This is a genomic window from Mesorhizobium sp. L-8-10, from assembly GCF_016756635.1.
Lineage (GTDB): Bacteria > Pseudomonadota > Alphaproteobacteria > Rhizobiales > Rhizobiaceae.
Map to the genome: position 1 here is coordinate 3,350,688 of NZ_AP023263.1, position 17,535 is coordinate 3,368,222.

The window sequence follows — 17,535 nt, forward strand, 5'->3', positions numbered from 1 at the left end:
CCCACGTCAGGCGGACGCAACGTAGGGCTTCACCATCTTGGCCGGGTCGACGATCCGGTCGAAATCCGCCTCACTGACCAGGCCGAGTTCCAGGGCGGCCGCTTTCAACGTGAGGTCATTGTCCATCGCATGGTGCGCTACCTGAGATGCCTTGTCGTAGCCGATCACCGGCGCCAGCGCGGTCACGAGCATCAACGAGCGCTCGACGAACTCGGCGATCCGCTTTCGGTTCGGCTCGGTGCCCTCAACCAAGAACTTGCGGAAGTTGGTGCAGCTGTCCGTCAGAAGCGTGATCGAATTGGTAATGTTGAAGATGATAAGCGGCTTGTAGACATTCATCTCCAGATAGCCGCTGGCGCCGCCAAAGCCGACTGCCACGTCATTGGCCATCACCTGCACCGCCACCATGGTAAGCGCCTCGGCCTGGGTTGGATTGACCTTGCCCGGCATGATTGACGAACCCGGCTCGTTCTCCGGTATGACGAGTTCGGAGAAGCCAGCCCGCGGGCCGCAGGACATCAGACGGATGTCGTTGCCGATCTTGTACAGCGAGCCCGCCAGTGTGCGCAGCGTTCCCGAGAACTGCACAAGCGCGTCGTGAGCACCCTGTACGGCAAATTTGTTGGGCGCGCTCACGAACGGCAACCCGGTCAGAGCGGCAATCTCTGCCGCTGCGGCCTCGGCGAAACCGGGCGCCGAGTTGATGCCGGTGCCCACTGCGGTTCCGCCGAGCGCCAAGCGGTAGACCCCCTGCAAAGCACTCTCCAGCCGCTCCAGACCGTCTGCAAGCATGCCGGCATAACCCGACCATTCCTGTCCCAGGGTCAGCGGTGTCGCGTCCTGCATGTGTGTCCGGCCGATCTTGATGACGTCCTGCCAGCCTTCGGCTTTCGCCGAGATGGCGTCGTGCAAGGCCTTTAACGCCGGGAGCAGCCGCTCTTTGGCGTTCACTGCGGTCGCGACATACATCGCCGACGGAAAGGAATCGTTGGACGACTGCGCCATGTTGACATGATCGTTGGGGTGCACAGGCGTCTTGCTGCCGAGCGGCGTGCCCGCGATCTGGCAGCAGCGGTTGGAGATGACCTCGTTCACATTCATATTGAACTGCGTGCCGCTGCCCGTCATCCAGACGTGCAGCGGGAACATGTCTGCATGCTGGCCGGCAAGAATCTCGTCGCAAACCTGTACGATAAGCCCATGCTCGCGCGCGCCCAGCCGCCCGCCGGCGTGATTGGCATTGGCCGCACCTTTCTTCAGCGTGGCGTAGGCGGCGATCATCTCCCGTGGAATGAGGTCCCTGCCGATGCTGAAATGCTCCAGCGAGCGCTGGGTCTGGGCACCCCAGAGCTTGTCGGCAGGAACGTCGACTTCGCCCAGGCTGTCTCTCTCACTCCTGATGCCGGTCATCGCGCATCCCCACTATCACGTGGTGCGCGGCCTCTGCCGCGGTACGGTCAAGCTTGGCGCGCAAGTCCCGACCGGCCGCGAGGTTGACACATTTCTCGCCGTCAGCCAAACAAAAGTGGCGGCGGGCGCCGAGGTAATGCAGATGAAGCAGCTGCTCACGCAGCATTGAGCCATCGCCACGAAGGAAGTTATGTAGACAAAATGTCACCGCGGCCAGATATCGACCAGATAGCGCTTTTCTGACTTCATTGCCGCGAGCCATTTGCCAGCCGCATCGGCATCGATGCCGAGCTTTGCGCCGCAAATCTCGATGAATGCCCGCTCGACAGCGGGGGCCATCGTTCCGGCGTCCCCGCATACATAGACGTTCGCCCCCTGATCGATCAGGTCCCAGAGCCGGTCGCCGCATTGGGCGAGGCGGTCCTGCACGTAGCATTTCATACCGTCGTCGGGCCGGGAGTAGGCCATTTGGAGCTCGACAACCCCGGCGCGCGCCATTGCCTCGAACTCGTCGGCGTAGATATGGTCCTGGTCACGGTTCCGGCAGCCGTGGAACAGCACCGCCGGGCCGACGCTCTCGCCGCTGGACTTCTTTGCCGCCCGGGTCTCGAGAAAGCCACGGAACGGGGCAATGCCGGTGCCGGCACCGATCATGATCATCGGCCGCATGGCATCGTCCGGCGGGAAGAAGGGAATGCTCGGTGGGCGGATAAAGCATTCAACCTCGGTTCCGTTGGCGAGCCCCGCAAGGTAGCCGGAGGCGACGCCACAATAGGTGCCGTGCCCTGAGCGCGCGGCCCCCTTGACCACGCCCACGGTGATGCTTGCCGCCGAAGGCGAGACCAGTGGAGACGACGATATCGAGAAGTAGCGCGGCCTGAGCAACGGGACGAGCTCGATGAAGAGGTTGAAGGGGAGCCGGCATGACGGGAAATCCTCAAGGAGGTCGATCACGGACCGATTCCTCGCCAATACTTCCTCGCGATACCTGGCGAGGCTTTCGGGGTCTTCCCCGCTCAGCGCAGCAAGTTCCGCCTTCTCGGACGGCGACTCGGCATAGTTGACCAGCACCTCGATGTCCGACCGTCGGGCGGGATCCTGGATCGCCAAGTAGCCGGACAACAGTAACCTGATCGGTACCGGCCGGTCGACCGGTAGAAAGGCCTTGCCGCCGCCGTTCATTCGGATACGGACTTGCGAATCCTCGGGAAAAGCAAAGCGCTTCAGGACTCGCCCGACCTGTTCCGCGGAGTTGCGCGGCAACACGCCCAGATGATCGCCTTCCAGATAGGTCAGCCCCTCGGGCAGGCTGAACACCACGTGCCGTGTCGAGCGATCGGATGGCCTGGGGCCGTCTTTCGTCTGGAGTTCGCGGTTCTCGATGACGGCCAGGGGACGGGCGCCGAACTCGCTTACCAACGTTTCCGGCTCTGCTGTCGCCGTGAGCAGTTCCAATTCGTACCGATGACCTTTGACGAGTTCGGCGGTATCGACGGTCGCAACATGGAGGGCTGCGGCGAGAGAATCGAATAGTCCGCCGTACCAGTCCCTGAACTGGGTATCGATGTCGTCGCTCTGGTCGCCTTCGCCGCGCGGGTAGATGCGCTCGGCGCCCAGTTGCTCAAGCTTTGCGTCGATCAGCCGCGGAATCCGCTGGAACGTGTCCGCCCAATCCTTGTCGCCGCAGCCGAAAACGGTGTACCGCACACCGGAAAGGGCGCCCGGCGCGATCGAGCCCCCTTCGAGCCACGCGACGAACTTTGCCGCGTTGTCGGTCGGTGTGCCGTTGTAGGAGGCCGTGACGATCACGACGGCACCATCACCCGGCAGGCTTTCCGCTCGGGCATCAAGTTCCTCGACCCTGGAGGAATATCCGCGCGCCGTCGAGTCCTCGGCGATTCGATGAGCGATCGTTTCGCAAGTGCCGGTGTTGGATCCGAATAGCACCAGAAGGGGCGCGCGAGCGCGCATTTTCGCGGGAGCTGCCGCCTCTGTTTCGGTCTCTGGCGGTGCCGCGGCCGCCGCCCGCACCGGCACGGCGGGCCGAGCGTCGCGAGGTCGTACCTTGATGCGGAAGCCGACCGGCTTGATGGTCAGGGTCTGCCGAAGGCGCAGCTCATAGCCCATGTGGTCGACGAGTTCGAAGCGCTGAAGGATCATGGCTAGCGCGAGCACCGCCTCTTGCAGGGCAAAGTAGCGACCGATGCAGGCGCGAAAGCCAGTGCCAAAAGGCTTGTAGGCATTGGCCGGCCGGCTTGCGACCGCTTCCGGGTCAAAGCGGGAGGGGTCGAACGACTCCGGGTCCGGTCCCCAGATCGCCTTGTCCCGATGGAGCATTGGGATCAGGACCAACAGCGAGTCTTCCGGCGACACCTCGTACTTGCCCCCGATCGTGGTCTTCTCGAACGCATGGCGAGTGAAGGCAGGCGCCGTCGGCCAGATGCGCAGGGTCTCGCTGAGGATTTGGCCGACATAGCGCATCTGCCGCACCTGATCTTGGCTCGGGGGCGATGAAAGATCGCCTCCCATCACCTCGTCCACCTCCGCATACGCTTTCGCCAGGACCTCGGGATTGTGAAGGAGGTAGTAGAGAGCAAAGGTGAGTAGGCCGCTTGTTGTCTCGTGGCCGGCGATCAGAAACGTCAGGATCTGGTAACGGATGTTGACGAGGTTGAGGGTCTCGCCAGACTGACGATCAACGCCGACCAGCATCGCATGGAGGAGGTCGGCATACCTGTCCCGATTTGGATCGGCCTGACGTTCGGCGATGAGCCGGTCAACGAGTCCGTTCATCGTCGACACGTTCTCCTGGAGCCTGCGCATAGCGCGGAAGTGAAGCTTGCGCTGGATCGGCAGTCTGCTGATATTGGCCGTTGCAAAGGCCAGCGCCTCGAGCATTGCCTGGACGAACGGCGGTGGCTCCTCGCCATAGAAGGAATTGAAGCGGTAGCTGAACGCACATAATCCGATCGTGTCGAGTGTCAGCCTCGTCATGTCGGCGGCGACGTCCACGTCCTCGGCGGGGTTGAGGCGGGACCATTTGTCGACCAACTGCATGGCGATGTCGCCCATCTCGGGCAGATAGCTGCGGACCGCCATCGCTCCGAACGAGGGCGTAAGGATGTTGTGGGCCTTCTTCCAGTTGGGTTCATGCGTCCACGCCGTGAACAGGCCGTCGCCGGCTATGGTACGCGCCTGCAGTAGGCCTGGTCCGAGAAATTTGTCGAACCGCTCGTGGTCGCAGACCTCGTCAACCAGTTCGAAGCCCGACAGGATGATGACCGAGCGTCCGCCGAGTTCGAGGCGAAAGATCGGACCGTAGACTTTCGCGAGCTCAATCATGTTGAGCAGCGGCGCGTCGCCTCTGATGTCCAGCAGATTGCCGATCACCGGGTGGCCTGGCGGTTTGGGAATCGCTTCAAATGGCGTGTGGTCGGTCATCCGAGCCTCCACATATGGACCAGTTCAGCTCAAGCAAACTATCTTGGTCAGATCGGCCATTCAATGTAAGTATAAGTCTTTAGGCGAGAAGTTGCCTTCCATGAACATGTGATTGTGGATCTCGATCGGCCCGTGTCAGGAACTTTGCCGGGCAGATACCGCGCTTCTCGTTCCATTGCTCATCAGGAGCAGGCCGGTTCGAGTCATCACGGTGTCTCCCTTCCATTGTCACAACTAGCCTTTGCCCACCGGGAGGCTTGTCTTTCGCCCGCTCCCCGCATGCAACATGGGTGTCCTCAGCTTTGAGCCGATGCGGCTTCGAGCCCTTTCTCCGCCAGGCGCTTGAGGGTGACGCGATCGATTTTACCTGTCGCATTCAGCGGCATCCTGTCGAGGACGATCACTTCCTCGGGCGCTTTGTAGCCGACCCGGGCGCGAGTGAATTGGATCAGGGCCTGCATCGTGAGCGGCGCAGCACCCGGCTCCAGCGTGACATAGGCCCGCACGTTCTCGCCGTGCATGGCGCTCTGCACGCCGACCACGCCGGCGCTGGCCACGGCGTCGTGTTCGAGCAGCGCGGCTTCCACCTCCTGCGGGCAGATGTTCGAGCCGTCATGGACGATGATCTGCTTCTTGCGGCCGTGGAACCAAAGATAGCCGTCCTCGTCTGCGCTCATCACGTCACCAGTGTCCAGCCAGCCGTCGACAATCGTTTCCGCCGTCGCTTTCGGATCGTTCCAGTAGCCCACCATGTTGCCGGGAAATTTGATCCAGAGACGCCCGTCAACGCCGGTGGCAACCTCACGCCCGTCGTCATCCCGGAGCGAGGCCTGATAGCCCGGGCCAAGAAGTCCGACGGACCCGATCTTCGCCGCAGCCGGCGGGTTGACGGTCGGAATGCCGATCTCGGTCATACCGTAGTCCTCGTCGATCGCGATGCCGGCGAGCGCGGTGAACTCCTTCTCGAGAGCCTCGGAAACCTTGTCGCCGCCCGAATAGCACGCCTTGACCGAGGAAAAATCCGCGCGGCCAGCGCCATGATCGCGGGTCAGCGCATAAAGCGCTGACGGCAGCATCCACAGCTTGGTCGGCCGTTCCTCGCGCAACAGTGGCAGGATCTCGTCGCCGTCGAAGGTACGCGGCATGACGACCTTGCCACCGGTAGCGAACGTCATCATCGACAAATGATGGCCGCCGACGTGGGATGCCGACCCGCCGGGCATCATGATGTCGTCGGGAGCCATTTCCCAGCTCTTGGCTGCACTGGCAACGATCCAGCCCAACGTCGCGAAGCTGTGGCCCACACCCTTCGGCTTGCCGGTGCTACCTGAGGTAAAGAAGATGATCGCGGGGTCCTCCATCTTCGGCGGGGCGAATCCGCGGGTTGGCTCGCCTTCCGTCAGCGACTTGAAGCTTGGGTCACCTCGTCCGCCATTCTCGCCATAGCTGATCTGGCCGAGCGGAAGTTTGCCCGCAAGTTTGCTTCCAGCTAGATCCTCCCGGCGTTCGTCATGGGCAAGCAGGATTTTCGCCCCGCTCACCGCAAGTGCATGGTCGATTTCCGGCGCCATGTAACGGTAGTTCAGCGGCACCGCGACAAGCCCGCATTTCATGCATGCGAAGTAATGAACCATCAACTCCGTGCGGTTCGGCATCAGAGACGCGATCCGGTCGCCCGGCGAGAGACCGAGATCGAGATAGTTGCCGGCGAGACGCGTCGAGGCGGATTCGAGCATTCGCCACGTCCAACGCCGCCGGCGTGATACGAGCGCCTCCGAATCCGGTTTCGTGGCGAGACCTTGCTTTAGTATCTCGGCGAGATCGAGGGGCGCATCCAGCGGCGGTCCGGTAATCCGCATAGCGACATCCTGATAGCCCTGACTACCAGAATAACCCAGCCCGAAGCCTTGGTGAAGCAGCAGTTCAAGATTCGCGTTGTCGCCGAAGCTGAATAGCCGCAGGCGGCCCTCAGGCGGGTGAAGAGGACGAGGTTGTAGGCCACGACCGAGGACCAGACGTAGGTCTTGAAAGTGATCAAGGCCGCGCCAGTGCAGCGGGCAGGCCGTAAGCGCGCTTGAGGGACGATACTCCGGCTTCGATGCCGGCGCGGAAGTTGCGCAGCTTGCGATAGACCCACTTGCTTTTGACCATGTCGTCGATCTTGAGGCCGGCATTCCTGTGGAAGGCCATGTCGGAGACGCCCCACGCCTTCGCTGTGGCCAGGTTGTCGCGCGTGGCGAAGCCGCCATCGGCTCCCGCCTGCCGAGGCGCGTGACCACAGGCATCGATGTGGCGCGCCAGCATCGGCAGCAAGCGATCGCTGGCGGGGTTACCCGCTTCGATCACCGGATCGAGGATCGTGCCGCTCCTGCCGGTGGTCAGGTTGAGCTTGTGGCCGTATTCGGTGTTGCGGCTGCCTTTGACGATGACATCGGCATGTTCTTCGAACAGGAAACGGCGGCTTCGAACAGGCCAGGGCAATCAGCTTGGCTTCCTTCTCGCCATCGAAAATCCGCGCCACTGCCGGCGTGGCGCGTTGCTTGCGGCTCAGCACCGCCTCAAGACCCTCCTCCACCAGCTGCTTGCGCACCCGGTAGAGCATCGATGGTGTGGTTTCCAGAGCCGCAATGATCTGGCTGTCACTTCACCCTTGGCCGGCGTCCGAGACATCCGCCTTCAACAATATCCGCGCCTTCAGCCGCTGTTGCGCCGGGCTCTTGCCCTTGCCACCAGCACCTCCGTGCTTCACACAATCATTTCAAATTGATTGAAGCGAGCGACTAGGGCAACTGCGCGTTTGGCGCGAGCCGCTTCGTCGTATCCCGGCCCAAGAGTACGATTGGGCTTTACGAACATTGCCGCCCGATTGCACAGTAAGAAGGGACTCTCGCCTATTGTAGCCCGCCGAATTCGATCGTCACGATTGGTCGAATGGTTACAACCGTCTACAAATTGGGATCCAGTTCAGGCGATGCTTCAGCAAGGCTCTGACGTCATTTCCCGGCTGTACCGCTACGATCCTGGAGCCATGCGCCTAGTGCGCGGTATCCATATGATGCTGACGATTGTCGTTGCGGCGGCGGCAGGCGAACAATTGTCCCACTTCACTTCGGAGGAATCGGGGCTGCAACTGGCCGTGCTGGCCGCGGCGGCAGGCGCGTTCTGCATGCTGTTCACACCGGTCTCAACCCGGCAGCAGGAAGCGCGCGTTCTCTTGCTGAACGGCATTGTCACCACGGCGCTCTTCGGCGCCGGTGCCTTGCTTGGTGTACTGGGCGGCAAATCGGCCGGGACGCTCCTGCAGGTGCTCTGGATAGGGGTGGTCGCTCTGGGCTTCGGGCTATTCGGCGTGAACCCGTTCTGGCAGCGAGCGGGGCGCATGATCTCCATCACCTGGCTGTTCGTTTACATTGCAAACCTGTCAAACCCTGCCGGATTCTGGCTGCCGACCATGGCGGCTCTCGGGGTCGCCATCGCAATGATCGTCCGTCTCGGCCTTTGGCGGCCTTCGCCTGAAGCAACGTTCCGGCAGCTGGAACGCGCCACGCGGCGCGCCATGGCAGACCATTTCCGGCGGGTGACGGATAGCGGGTTTCCGGATGAGCTTGCGGTTCGAAAGTCAATCTCCGGGATTTTGGACCTTCGGGTCGAATTGGGGATCTCCGCGGCGCTGGCCGCACGGGGAGGAGAGGTAAAGGGCCTAGTGCCGGAAACGGCCACGATGATGCAGCTCGCGCTGGAGGTCGTGAATGACGCCCTCACTCAGATGTCGGCGGAATGCCGGGCGAAACTCGCCGCCGACGCGGGCTATCGCAATTCTGTCCGCCATCTTGCACTCAGGATCGAAGACGCTGGCAGTGAGGATCGGGCACCGCTCGAGGCGGACTGGATGCAGCCCGGAAAGGACGTGCAGATCGACGACCGGTTCCACACGTTCAGGCTGGCACAATCCTTCAGGCGCCTCCTGCAGCTTTCCAGGCAAGGCGGCACGTTACCGGCCGCGCGCGCGCCGGCGGCGGTTCGTTCGGCTGAGGGCTGGTGGCACCGGATTTCCTGGATCCTGGCCCTTCAGGCGGCTGTCGCGGCAGCGGTCGGAATTGCGTTCGGCTCCGCATTCGGTCTGAGCCACGCCTACTGGATCACCCTCACGGTGGTCGTCGTTTTGTGCAACAACCTGGGCAACACCCTGCGGAAGTCGTTCCAGCGCACGCTCGGTACGGCTGCCGGTGTCCTTGCCGCAGTCGTGATCGACCCGCTGCTTTCCGAATTTCCGGTGGTCCGTCTGGCCCTGGCTGTTCTGGCGATACCGGCCTTCGTTATCTTTATCGACAGGAACTACACAATCGCGGCCGGGTTCGTCACCTTCCTGATCGTGATCGGATTGCAGACGCTGGAACACGTGCCTATCGTCGAACTCTGGTGGCGTCTCTATGACACGGCCATTGGAGCGGGCGTCGGGCTTGCGGTTGCCTGGGTCCTGTTTCCCAGGCGCATGGATGTCAGTGTCAAATCCCTGACAGCATCCTATCTGGCCTCTTGTGCCGCCTACCTGAAAGACACCAGTGGTGAAGTTAACGCGGACTACATCAAACTGCGCCAGGCTGCCGCAAATCTGGTAACGGAAGCTAGGGCATACCGGGCGGAACAGGCACCCTGGTCTTCCATTCTGGCGGTTTCAAGCGCTCTCGACACAGTGGTGTTCGTACTGGCGGACTACGCGGTTCTCTACCGGCAGGCGCGGGCAAGCGTCCTCTCGGCGTCGCAAGGGCAGGTCCTGGACCGGGACATCGTGGCGCTGGTCGAAAGGCTTGACGCCCGGATCCAGAATGAATTCGAGACGGTTCGGCAAGGCGGCAAGCAGACGGAGCCGGGGCTGGCGGAGGATTGGCCGGCGGCAATGCCTCAAGTCGCCGAGGCGGACACCAGGCTTCTGACCGACTGGGTAGCCGCGTTCTACTACGCGCGCAAGCTTCTCCGGTGTCTCGACGGATTGAGACGGGGAGAGTTGCTGTCGTCTCCCGTGCCTCAGGCGCCGTCCTCGGTCAAAGTGTCGGCCTGACCGGACCGGAGCGCCAGTTCGCGCCCGGCTTGTTGCCGCTCCGCATTACCAGGATCTCATCTGCGTGCCTGTAACGAACTCGGGAAATTCTTCAGGGCCATTTACGCACAGGCAACATAGGTGACGTGTCCCGAATGCGTTTGTCAATCTACGGGTACTAGGATATGAAAATGTGAGTGCGAATACTAAAGCGAATACTATCTAGAATGCTGACATACCTGATCAAAAGCGAGGAGGTTCCGCCATGGGGCGGGTTGTGCGCATCGGTTCAGGTTCCGGTTTCAGCGAAGTTTTTGTCGAACCGCGGAGGATCTGGCTAACTACGGAGAGATGGACTTCCTCATTTTCGAGGCTCTCGCGGAGCGAACGATCCACGACGCCCATATTCGGATCGAAGAGGGTGTCAATCCCGGCTATGGCATGCTCTTCGAAGAACGAATGCGCCGGTGCGCGCTCGCGTGCCTGCGCCGCGGCATACGGATCATAACGAATGACGGCTCGGCAAATCCCCGCGCAGCAGCCCAATGGCTTGTTGAATTCCTGCGCGAGAATGGAGTCACCGCGAAGATCGCCGTGGTTGAAGGCGATGATGTGAAAGGGTACTACGAGACCAACAAGGACAATATTTTTACGCCGGCGATCTACCAGATCATTGCGGGAAGCGATGCTTTCCTGCCGACGGATCCGAGCACCATCCGCGATAACCTCGGGTCGGCGAACGTCTATCTTTACTACGAGCCGGTTCGCGAAGCGCTTGATCAGGGCGCCGACATCGTGATTACCGGCCGCGTCGCGGACCCGTCCATGTTCGTGGCGGCGCTCTCCCATTCGTTCAACTGGAACGCGGGCGACTGGAACAAGATCGCCATGGGAACGGTCGTTGGTCACCTCCTTGAGTGCAGCGGCCATTCCACGGGAGGTTACTTCTCCGATTGCGAGCGCAAGCTCGTCTCCGGCCTCGCGAATATTGGTTATCCTATCGCGGAAGTCGATGATGAGGCGAATGAAGTCATCATCACCAAACTTCCCGGCAGCGGCGGACATCTCTCGGCACGCACCGTTTTGGAGCAGCTCCACTACGAGGTTCACAGCTTTTCATCTTACGTGACCCCTGACGTCATCGCAGAATTCCGTCACGTGCGCGTCGAGCAGGCAGGTGAGAACCGCGTGCGTGTGACAGGGTTTGTCGGCCGTGAACGTCCCGCGACCCTGAAGGTTTTGCTTGGCTACCAGGCCGGTTACAATATTGTACTGGCACTTCGGTTTCGTGGTCATGACGCGTTGAAACGCGCCCTGCTTATCGGCGATGTTTGGTCGGAAAGACTGCGCCACTCCGCCAACAACATCCTGGACAGTGTCTACCTGTATAACGACCTGCCGCGCGCTGCCGCGCTCAAGGACGATCCCGATCCGAGATATGTCGAGTTTCGCTACAGCGCGATTGTCGAGGATCGCGCGGAGGCGGAGTATATCGCACGCTCGTTCGCGGGGTTTTATCTGAATGGCGCCTACGGCGGCGGAGGAGTCGAAACCTCGGTCCATCGGAGCGCTTTTCAAAAGTCCCAACTCTATGATTCAATAGAGAAAAGTTAGGATTGATTCGGCTATGTCTCGTCGTAACTTGGCGCAACCTTCACTCGCCGATGCATTGGTGCGTGACGTGAGCAGGGGTAACAAGTTTCTGGAAGAAGTGCAGAAGTTGATCGATTGGTCGGCTTTCGAGGTGCTGTTCCGGGAAATCCATAACGATGCTCTGGGGGCGCCCGGCTACCCGCCGATAGCAATGTTCAAGATTGCGCTCTTGCAGCAATGGTACGGCCTGTCCGATCCGGCGGCGGAAGAAGCGGTGGCCGACCGGCTGTCGTTCCGCCGCTTCTGTGGGTTTCCGCTCGATCAAAAGACACCGGACCACATGTCGATCTGGCGCTTCCGCCAGAGGCTGGTCGAACTGGCGCTTCAAGATAAGCTGCTTGCCGAATTGAACCGGCAGTTGGAAGGGCGCGGTCTTCTGGTAAGGCGCGGCACGCTGGTTGACGCCACCATCATCTCGGCGGCGGTGGCCAGGCCCGACTACGAGAAGGGCCAGGTGTCGGCGCGCGATCCGGATGCAGGCTTCACGCACAAGCACGGCAAGACCTATTTCGGCTACAAGGCCCATCTCGCCGGCGACGCGGAGAGCGGGCTGATACGCCAGGCGGAGATGAGCTCGGCCGATCTGCATGACAGCCAGATGGGCGCTGTGCTCATTCAAGGTGACGAAGAGGCCTATTACGCCGACAAGGCCTATGACAGTCAGGCGCTGCGCGACGAACTGGCGGATCGAGGCATCAAGGACCGGATTGCCTACAAGGCCAAGCGGGGCAAGCAGCAGCCGAATTGGCAGAAGTGGATGAACAAGGTCGCCGCCAGCGTGCGGGCCGGCATCGAGCGGACCAACGCGACGATGAAGAACTGGTACGGCATGGCCCGGGTTCGCTATCTCGGCCTGGCGCGCAACCACTGCCATCTGCAGCTTGTCGCCTGCGCGATAAATGCCAAACGGGCGCTCGTTCTCGTCAAGGCCGGCACGGCCTGAGGGGAAGGCTGCGTCCAAAATCAGGAAATCGAGGGCAAAATCGGGAGCAAGTGAGCAGAAACTGAGCCGATAGGCTGGAGAAAGTTGCGCGGATCGGCGGCGACGGGCCGCTGATGCCCGCCACATACGGGCGAAGAACGTCTAAGGGCGGGACGCCCCAACTTTAGAAAAGCACTCCATCGTTATGACCCGCTGATCCCCCTTACGATTCCGCGGGAAGAGGGTACATGGCTCCGTACGAATGGTGGGAGTGGACCAATGAGAAAGAACGTCAAGCTTTACGAGTTGGCCCACGCGCGTACCGGAGACAAGTTCAACACATCGTTGATCGCCGTCCTGCCGTACAAGTCCGAGCACATTGAGCTCCTGCGCGGAATCTTGACGGCCGAATATGTGCAAAGCGCCTTCTTGACATCGTTCGCGGCCTGGTGGAGCGAGAGGAGACCCCTTACGGTTTCATCTTCGTCCTGCATGCCGCGCTTGACGGGGGTGTCGTTGCCGGACTTCGACACGACAAGCACGGCAAGTCACTCAGTGGCCTGATGCTGGAACTGGACATCCCGGTGCCGATAGACTTTCAGGTGCCGACGGTTGCGGAAGTCCAGGCGCTGATGTAGCGTGCACAGCGAAGCTGTTGCGAAGCTGTTGCTGCCGCCGGCGCACCAAGCACGTTCGAACGTCGACGTGGTTGACTGGTCTATTTTGGCGAAACTGAGATGTGATCCGAGAGGCTCCGCGTGGGTACGGGGTGCGCGGATCAGAGTTTCCTTAAAACATCAATATCAGGTCCTGTTCCGACCACTCGACTTCGATAGCCTCTTTGCAAGAGCCTGTGGCAGCAAGTTTTAATCAATACGTCATGATCTCGATTTTCTTGTTGCCATTTGTTTTCCATTAGCTCAGAAGGATGGATTGCAAATGCCAACTGTTAAAGACGTTACCTTCGATTTGCTTCGCGACCTCGGCCTGACGACGATCGTCGGCAATCCCGGATCCACCGAAGAGACGTTCCTTAAGAACTTTCCGGACGATTTCCGTTATGTGCTTTCACTGCAGGAAGCGAGCGTGGTCGGTATCGCGGATGGTCTGGCGCAAGGCCTGCGCAAGCCCGTCATTGTCAACGTGCATACGGGCGCCGGCCTCGGCAACGCGATGGGCTGCATCCTGACGGCCTATCAGAACAAGACACCTTTGATCTTGACCGCTGGCCAGCAGACCCGAGACATGCTGCTCCTGGAACCGCTTCTGACGAATGTCAATGCGACGCTGTTGCCCCAGCCCTGGGTGAAGTGGAGCTACGAGCCTGCTCGGGCGCGGGACGTTCCAGCGGCCTTCATGCGGGCTTATGCCGCCGCCATCCAGCAGCCGAGCGGGCCGGTGTTCCTGTCCCTGCCACTGGACGATTGGGACAAGGACATGGAGGGACGTGCCGTGGTTCGCTCGGTCGCATTGCGTTCCGCCGCGGACCCGGCACGGATCAAGGATTTCGCGGAGCGCATCAACGCCGCGTCCAATCCAGTCCTTGTCTATGGTTCAGACATTGCGCGGTCAGAGGCCTGGGAGGAGGGGATTGCGTTCGCCGAGGCGCTTTCCGCACCGGTACTGACGGCACCTTTCGCGGAGCGCACGCCGTTTCCGGAAAGCCACCGGCTGCATGCCGGCACGCTGCCCTCGGCCATAGGCCCGATCTGCAAGCGGCTCGAAGGGCATGATCTCGTTGTGACCATCGGTGCTCCTGTTTTCCGGTATTATCCCTATGTCCCCGGCGACTACCTGCCTGCAGGAACGAAACTGCTGCATGTTACCGACGATCCTGACATGTCGGCCAAAGCACCTGTCGGAGACAGCCTCGTCTCCGACAGCAAGCTCTTCTTCGAGGCGGTCCAGCCCCTGTTGAGCAGGCGCGCTGAAAAAGCAAATCCCTACAAGAAGTATCCGGCGCCGGTGCCGGACTATGCGGCCCTGCCTCTGACACCGGACGCGGTTTACAGCCTGATCCGGGAGACCGCGCCGGCGGATTACGTGCTGGTGGAAGAATCTCCTTCCAACGTCATCGAACTGGAACGGCAGATCCCGATCGACAAGCCGGACATGTTCTACACCTTCGCATCCGGCGGACTTGGCTGGGACATGCCGGCGGCTGTCGGTCTTGCCCTTGCCGAAGCGGTGAGCGGCCGCAACCGACCTGTGATCGCGGTGATCGGAGACGGCTCGTTCCAGTATTCGGTGCAAAGTATCTATACCGGCGTCCAGGAACAGGCTCATCTCGTCTTCGTCGCCATGCGCAACAGCGAATACGCGATCCTGAAGGAATTCGCGATCCTGGAGGAAACCCCGAATGTTCCGGGGCTCGATCTGCCCGGGCTCGACATCGAGGCGCTCGGGCGCGGCTACGGCGCCAGAACCGCGAAAGTCAGGTCCGCAGAGGACTTCAAGTCTGCTCTGGAGACGGCGCTGGCAAACAAAGGCACGACGGTGATCGAAGTCGAGATATCGCCCAAGCTAAGATCGCTGCTTGGGTAGGCAAGCCTTCAGGGCCAAGAAATAGTCTCTCCAGGCCCTCGGGGCGGGACGAATGCGGGCGATCCTGTTCGGACCGGCCGTCAAGGGCCCGGATGGCTGACAGCAGAGCGACGATGTCGTGCCGCCGGGCATCTCTCCAGTGCCTGTCCCTCTCCATTTGAAATGGTCTCGAAATCACGCATATCGCGGTCGCATGAAATTGAAGTTCGGGGCTGTGAATTGGACAAGCTCGACATTTGGATCGACGATGCCGTCAGCTCCGGGCTCGTCCCGCTTGTCCGTTTCGCGCGCGTCTTGCGCCGTGACATCGGCGCCGTCCGCAACGCCATCGAACTACCCCGGAGCAACGGCCAGGCGGAAGGCCAGATCAACCAGCTGAAGACGATCAAACGTGCAATGTACGGCAGAGCAGGCCCCGAACTTCTCCGCGCACGCATGCTGCCACTCAACCGGCCTCATCACCACACAAAGTGAGGAAGAACCTAATCAACTGCCAAGTGACAGTTAGAGTTTTCGGCTCAGCCTTCCCTTGGCCGGAAGGAGCGCGAAGCGATGCGAGCGAGCAGAATTACGGACGCGCAGAAGGCGTTCATTCCGAAGCAGGCTGAGGAAGGGATGCCGGTGGCGGACGTGTGCCGGAAGGCCGGAATCAGTGCGGCGACGTTCTTCAGCTGGAAGAAGAAGTACGGCGGTCTGCTGCCGACGGAGATGCGTCGGCTGAAGCAGCTCGAGGACGAGAATGCGAAGCTGAAGAAGCTGGTGGCCGATCTCAGCCTCGACCATGAGATGCTGCAGGGACGTGATCCGCCGAAATCTCTGAAGCCTGCCCGGAAGCGCAAGCTGGTGGACGAGGTTCGCCGGGAGTGGGGCGTGTCGATCCGGCGGGCGTGCCGGATCTTCGAGTTCGACACGTCCATGTACTACTACCGGTCTCGTCGCCCCGGGCAGGCGCCGTTGGCCGAGAGGATCAAGGACATCTGTGCGACGCGTGTGCGCTACGGCTATCGGCGCGTCCACGTGCTGCTGCGGCGCGAGGGCTGGATGATCAATCACAAGAGAACGCACCGCATTCACAACGAGCTGGGTCTGCAGCTGAGGTCCAAATCACCGAAGCGCCGGGTGAAGGCGAAGCTGCGCGAGGATCGTGTTCCGGCCGTTGCCGCGAACGAGACGTGGGCGACGGACTTCGTCAACGATCAGCTCGCGAGCGGGCGCAAGCTGCGCATCCTGACGATTGACGATCGTCGACACCTTCTCCCGCTACGCGCCGGCGGTCGACGCCAGGTTCAGCTACCGGGCCGAGGGACGTGGTGACGACGCTGGACCGCGTCTGCGCCGAGCTCGGGACACCGAAGACGATCCGGGTCGACCAGGGCTCGGAGTTCGTCTCGCGCAATCTCGACCTGTGGGCCTACGCCAACGGCGTCGTGCTGGACTTCTCCCGTCCGGGCAAGCCGACGGACAACGCTGTCATCGAGGCCTTCAACGGCCGGCTGAGGGCGGAAAGCCTCAACGCGCACTGGTTCCTGACCCTTGCCGACGCGCGCGAGAAGTTGGACACTTGACGCAGGTACTACAACGAGGAGCGACCGCACGGGGCCATCGGCTACAAGGCCCCGATTGCCTTGATGATCGAGTACGGCGTCTCCGGCCAGCCGTCCCCATGGAAGAAGCAGAGGGCGGCATGATCGACCAGCGAGGCAATCTGAAGCCAAGCGCGGTTTGCAACCGGGGCCTTCCGACGGCGATCGTCGTTGCCACGATCTTGTCTTTCGCCGGGTCCGCGTCGGCGCAAACCCCGGAGACGCTGACGGAGACGTGCGGCGCTTGGATGGTCACCTGCGTCCCGGGGGCGGAGGGCGAGAGGCGTTGCGTCATGGCGCAAACGCTGCAGCGTCAGGGGGGCGGCGAACGCTTCTCCTGACGGAGCTCGGCGCCGAGAACGGCAAGACCACGCTCGTGATGGTGGCCCCGTTCGGGCTCGACGTCGCGAAGGGCGCGACCCTCCAGGTCGATGAGGACGAGCCAGATGCGATCCCCTTCTTCACCTGCCTTCCGGCCGGATGCGTGGTGCGCCGGACGATGAGCGACGACGAGATTGCCGCGTTCCGCCGCGGCGCTACATTGAAGACGGGCTTCACGGTGGCGGGAAGCGGCGAGCCCTTCAGCCTGTCGAGCTCGCTTGATGGCTTCTCCGCAGCCAACAAGCGGCTCGGTCAGCTCTCGTCGGGGTCTGACAGCAAACAGCCACCGAAGTAGCGCTCACAGCTTCCGAGACGGATGCCACGTGCGGATCGGTGTCGGCAGCAAGCCGGCTCTTGCGGTCGGCGCGTATTCCCGCCACGCGCTGACGTGGTCTTACACGTGTGCCATACGCTTCGCCTGAGCATCTGCGACGCGCCTAGACCGACATCGCAGCGCGCCCCCCAAGTCATGAGATTGTTGTTTGAGGCCTAAACATCCGCTGAAAACACAGTCAACCGTGACAAAACTGCAACAGTCCAGATCGTATCTCGATCGCTCGAAC

The 17,535-nt window shown here is 61.5% G+C and carries 11 protein-coding genes and 4 pseudogenes; 11 read left to right on the forward strand and 4 right to left on the reverse strand.

Features of this window, described 5'->3' with window-relative positions:
* Positions 1-6: 6 nt before the first annotated feature.
* On the reverse strand, positions 7-1,410 hold the full coding sequence (gene fumC, locus JN280_RS15535; RefSeq protein ID WP_202313335.1) for a class II fumarate hydratase: 1,404 nt from the start codon (positions 1,408-1,410) through the stop codon (positions 7-9).
* Here fumC and JN280_RS15540 point away from each other — a divergent pair.
* A complete protein-coding gene (locus JN280_RS15540; RefSeq protein WP_210387841.1) occupies positions 1,400-1,579 on the forward strand; it encodes a hypothetical protein in 180 nt (59 codons plus the stop codon). The two genes, fumC and JN280_RS15540, sit on opposite strands and share 11 nt — an antisense overlap.
* Before the next feature lie 35 nt (positions 1,580-1,614).
* On the opposite strand, the gene JN280_RS15545 is transcribed toward JN280_RS15540, so the two are convergent.
* Complete coding sequence (locus JN280_RS15545; protein WP_244743538.1) at positions 1,615-4,761, reverse strand: bifunctional cytochrome P450/NADPH--P450 reductase; 3,147 nt, start codon at positions 4,759-4,761, stop codon at positions 1,615-1,617.
* Between JN280_RS15545 and JN280_RS39460 the strand changes: the two genes are divergently transcribed.
* On the forward strand, positions 4,645-4,920 hold the full coding sequence (locus tag JN280_RS39460) for a hypothetical protein (RefSeq protein WP_244743729.1): 276 nt from the start codon (positions 4,645-4,647) through the stop codon (positions 4,918-4,920). The two genes, JN280_RS15545 and JN280_RS39460, sit on opposite strands and share 117 nt — an antisense overlap.
* A gap of 227 nt (positions 4,921-5,147) precedes the next feature.
* Here the strand turns inward: JN280_RS39460 and JN280_RS15550 are convergent, their stop codons facing one another.
* A complete protein-coding gene (locus tag JN280_RS15550) occupies positions 5,148-6,710 on the reverse strand; it encodes a class I adenylate-forming enzyme family protein (RefSeq protein ID WP_202313339.1) in 1,563 nt (520 codons plus the stop codon).
* 107 nt (positions 6,711-6,817) lie between these two features.
* Positions 6,818-7,302 (reverse strand): annotated as a pseudogene (locus JN280_RS15555) (transposase); the annotation flags it as partial.
* A 520-nt stretch (positions 7,303-7,822) separates the two neighbouring features.
* Here JN280_RS15555 and JN280_RS15560 point away from each other — a divergent pair.
* The 9 genes and pseudogenes from JN280_RS15560 (at position 7,823) to JN280_RS15595 (ending at position 17,267) form a co-directional block, all read left to right on the forward strand.
* Positions 7,823-9,910, forward strand: a complete 2,088-nt coding sequence (locus tag JN280_RS15560) for an FUSC family protein (RefSeq protein ID WP_202313341.1) — start codon at positions 7,823-7,825, stop codon at positions 9,908-9,910.
* 312 nt (positions 9,911-10,222) lie between these two features.
* Positions 10,223-11,503: an acyclic terpene utilization AtuA family protein gene (locus tag JN280_RS15565; RefSeq protein WP_274609096.1), complete on the forward strand. Its 1,281-nt coding sequence runs from the start codon at positions 10,223-10,225 to the stop codon at positions 11,501-11,503.
* 67 nt (positions 11,504-11,570) lie between these two features.
* Positions 11,571-12,485 (forward strand): IS5 family transposase, encoded by a 915-nt coding sequence (locus JN280_RS15570; protein ID WP_202304624.1) that lies wholly within the window; start codon positions 11,571-11,573, stop codon positions 12,483-12,485.
* Between the two features lie 258 nt (positions 12,486-12,743).
* Positions 12,744-12,899, forward strand: a pseudogene (locus JN280_RS40300) (AtuA-related protein); the annotation flags it as partial.
* 14 nt (positions 12,900-12,913) lie between these two features.
* The gene (locus JN280_RS15575) at positions 12,914-13,102 is read left to right on the forward strand and encodes an AtuA-related protein (RefSeq protein WP_202313345.1); all 189 of its coding nucleotides are present in this window, start codon (positions 12,914-12,916) and stop codon (positions 13,100-13,102) included.
* A gap of 301 nt (positions 13,103-13,403) precedes the next feature.
* The gene (gene mdlC, locus JN280_RS15580; protein WP_244743346.1) at positions 13,404-15,008 is read left to right on the forward strand and encodes a benzoylformate decarboxylase; all 1,605 of its coding nucleotides are present in this window, start codon (positions 13,404-13,406) and stop codon (positions 15,006-15,008) included.
* A 228-nt stretch (positions 15,009-15,236) separates the two neighbouring features.
* Positions 15,237-15,482, forward strand: a pseudogene (locus JN280_RS15585) (transposase); the annotation flags it as partial.
* Positions 15,483-15,560: 78 nt separating this feature from the next.
* Positions 15,561-16,696, forward strand: a pseudogene (locus JN280_RS15590) (IS3 family transposase).
* 181 nt (positions 16,697-16,877) lie between these two features.
* Positions 16,878-17,267, forward strand: a complete 390-nt coding sequence (locus tag JN280_RS15595; RefSeq protein ID WP_202313349.1) for an invasion associated locus B family protein — start codon at positions 16,878-16,880, stop codon at positions 17,265-17,267.
* Positions 17,268-17,535 lie beyond the last annotated feature (268 nt).